Annotated in this window: 3 protein-coding genes and 1 riboswitch; all 3 genes read right to left on the bottom strand. The window is 39.3% G+C overall.

Annotated elements, in window-relative coordinates; translation table 11 throughout:
* Positions 1–265 (bottom strand): hypothetical protein (locus A9E74_RS13705; protein ID WP_141696834.1); only part of this gene is annotated, 265 nt, incomplete at its 3' end.
* A 35-nt stretch (positions 266–300) separates the two neighbouring features.
* The gene (locus tag A9E74_RS13700; protein ID WP_069297148.1) at positions 301–852 is read right to left on the bottom strand and encodes a polysaccharide biosynthesis/export family protein; all 552 of its coding nucleotides are present in this window, start codon (positions 850–852) and stop codon (positions 301–303) included.
* A gap of 121 nt (positions 853–973) precedes the next feature.
* A complete protein-coding gene (locus A9E74_RS14430; protein ID WP_069297147.1) occupies positions 974–1,468 on the bottom strand; it encodes a hypothetical protein in 495 nt (164 codons plus the stop codon).
* Between the two features lie 29 nt (positions 1,469–1,497).
* Positions 1,498–1,584, bottom strand: a riboswitch (cyclic di-GMP riboswitch).
* Positions 1,585–1,638 lie beyond the last annotated feature (54 nt).

Below are 1,638 nucleotides of genomic sequence, written 5' to 3'. Positions count from 1 at the left end.
GATCGAGATCTTTTAATTCCGTGTAACGTTCCACATTTAACCCAGAACTGAATAACAAAGATGAGTTTTCTTTTAAGCGACTAAAAGATAATGTTGGACGTATCTGCGTTTTAAAACTACTGTCACTATCTTCATTTAGGAGTACGTTATCATCATAACTTAGTGTTGGTGAGAACGAAGCACCCAAAATATATTCTGCCGCTAACAATGATGCTGATTGACTAACTAATGCCAAAATAGAGGGGATCATCACCTTATATTTCATGCGGTCTCCATGCAGAAAAATTCATTTCCAGCTGTTTAAGGGATGATAATAACATCGCCACTTTTTAACATGACATTAGTTTCTAAGGACTGGCCTTTTTTGATGCGGGCATAATGTACAGGAAGTATTTGTTGTTTCTCGCCATTGCGTCGCAAAATAATAATATTGTTTTCTTCAGCAAACGTATTTAAACCACCAGCCAAACTTAGTGCTTGCATAGCGTCTAAAGGTTGGCTCATGGAGAATGAACCAGGACGTAATACCTTGCCTAATATGTGAATTGTATTGCCAGAAACGGCGTTTACTGTGACATTTACGACAGGATCTGAAATAAATTCGGATAATTTGGTTTTTAGCTCATTTTCGAGATCATAAACGGACTGTCCTTGCGCTTTTAACTGACCTGCGAGTGGAAATGACACGGTACCATCGGGAAGAATAACCACTTCACGCTGCAATGCGTCTTCATTCCATACAGAAATTGACAGTTGATCTCCGGCATTAAGTGTATATGCATCATCAGCATAGATGACCGATGAAACTAGTAGAGTTGTGATGAAACAAAATGACTTGAGCAGCTTTTTCATGTGTCCTTCTCCGTGGCTATAATTTACTTTCAGTCCCGATGATAACACTCTAATTTGTCAAAAAAAAGGGAGCCGAAGCTCCCTTTTCCTTAAACTAACAATATTGTTAACTTTTTAGGTCTTAAGCAGCAGTAAGTTGTGCTTTACGGCGTAAACCGAAAAAGCCCATCAGTGCTGGTGCAAATAACCATAAAGCAGCAGGTACAGGAACTGCATTGATAGCTAAATCATAGCCAGTAAAGGTATGACCAGATAAGCCCTCGACTGTTAAGAAATACTGACCGACATCCAGAAACAAACTAAACAAAATGCTTGATCCAAGAATATCAAAAGTATTCCCTGCTAATGAAGCTGTAAATGGACTTGGTGAAGGTCCTTGGCCTGAGTTCGCTGTAATAGAGAAAGACCATTGACCCGCTTCTGTAACATCTAAAGACCACACATCATTGATCTCTGCTCCAGAAGCAAATGGTGCTGAGCTACCAAATAAGGCACTACCTGAACCCGCACCTGGAGCTACAACACCTTTACCACTATCAGCAACCAAATTCATACTTGCTGCATTAGCACCTATTGAAAACAATAAAGCTGCAAAAAATAGCATCGCTTTTTTCATAAAATATCCTTTAATATAGAAAAAGTAAGCAATGCAACCCAGCCATCTTCAAAATTAAACTATGAAGATCTGTAGCTTTCCGACCTTGCCTCACGACAAGTTTGGCTTTAATAACGAAACGAAATTGTCTCGTGCTTAGTGTCTTCCAGAAACATCTCTCAGAAGTACGA

This window comes from Methylophaga muralis, from assembly GCF_001720165.1.
In the GTDB taxonomy this organism is placed as follows: domain Bacteria; phylum Pseudomonadota; class Gammaproteobacteria; order Nitrosococcales; family Methylophagaceae; genus Methylophaga; species Methylophaga muralis.
The sequence above is the reverse complement of the archived record's forward strand: the minus strand, read 5'-3'. Positions and strand labels throughout refer to the sequence as shown.

Excerpts from the sequence above, each read along its gene's own strand:
- A9E74_RS13700 (WP_069297148.1), bottom strand. The coding sequence starts at position 852 with ATGAAAAAGCTGCTCAAGTCATTTTGTTTCATCACAACTCTACTAGTT.
- A9E74_RS14430 (WP_069297147.1), bottom strand. The coding sequence starts at position 1,468 with ATGAAAAAAGCGATGCTATTTTTTGCAGCTTTATTGTTTTCAATAGGT.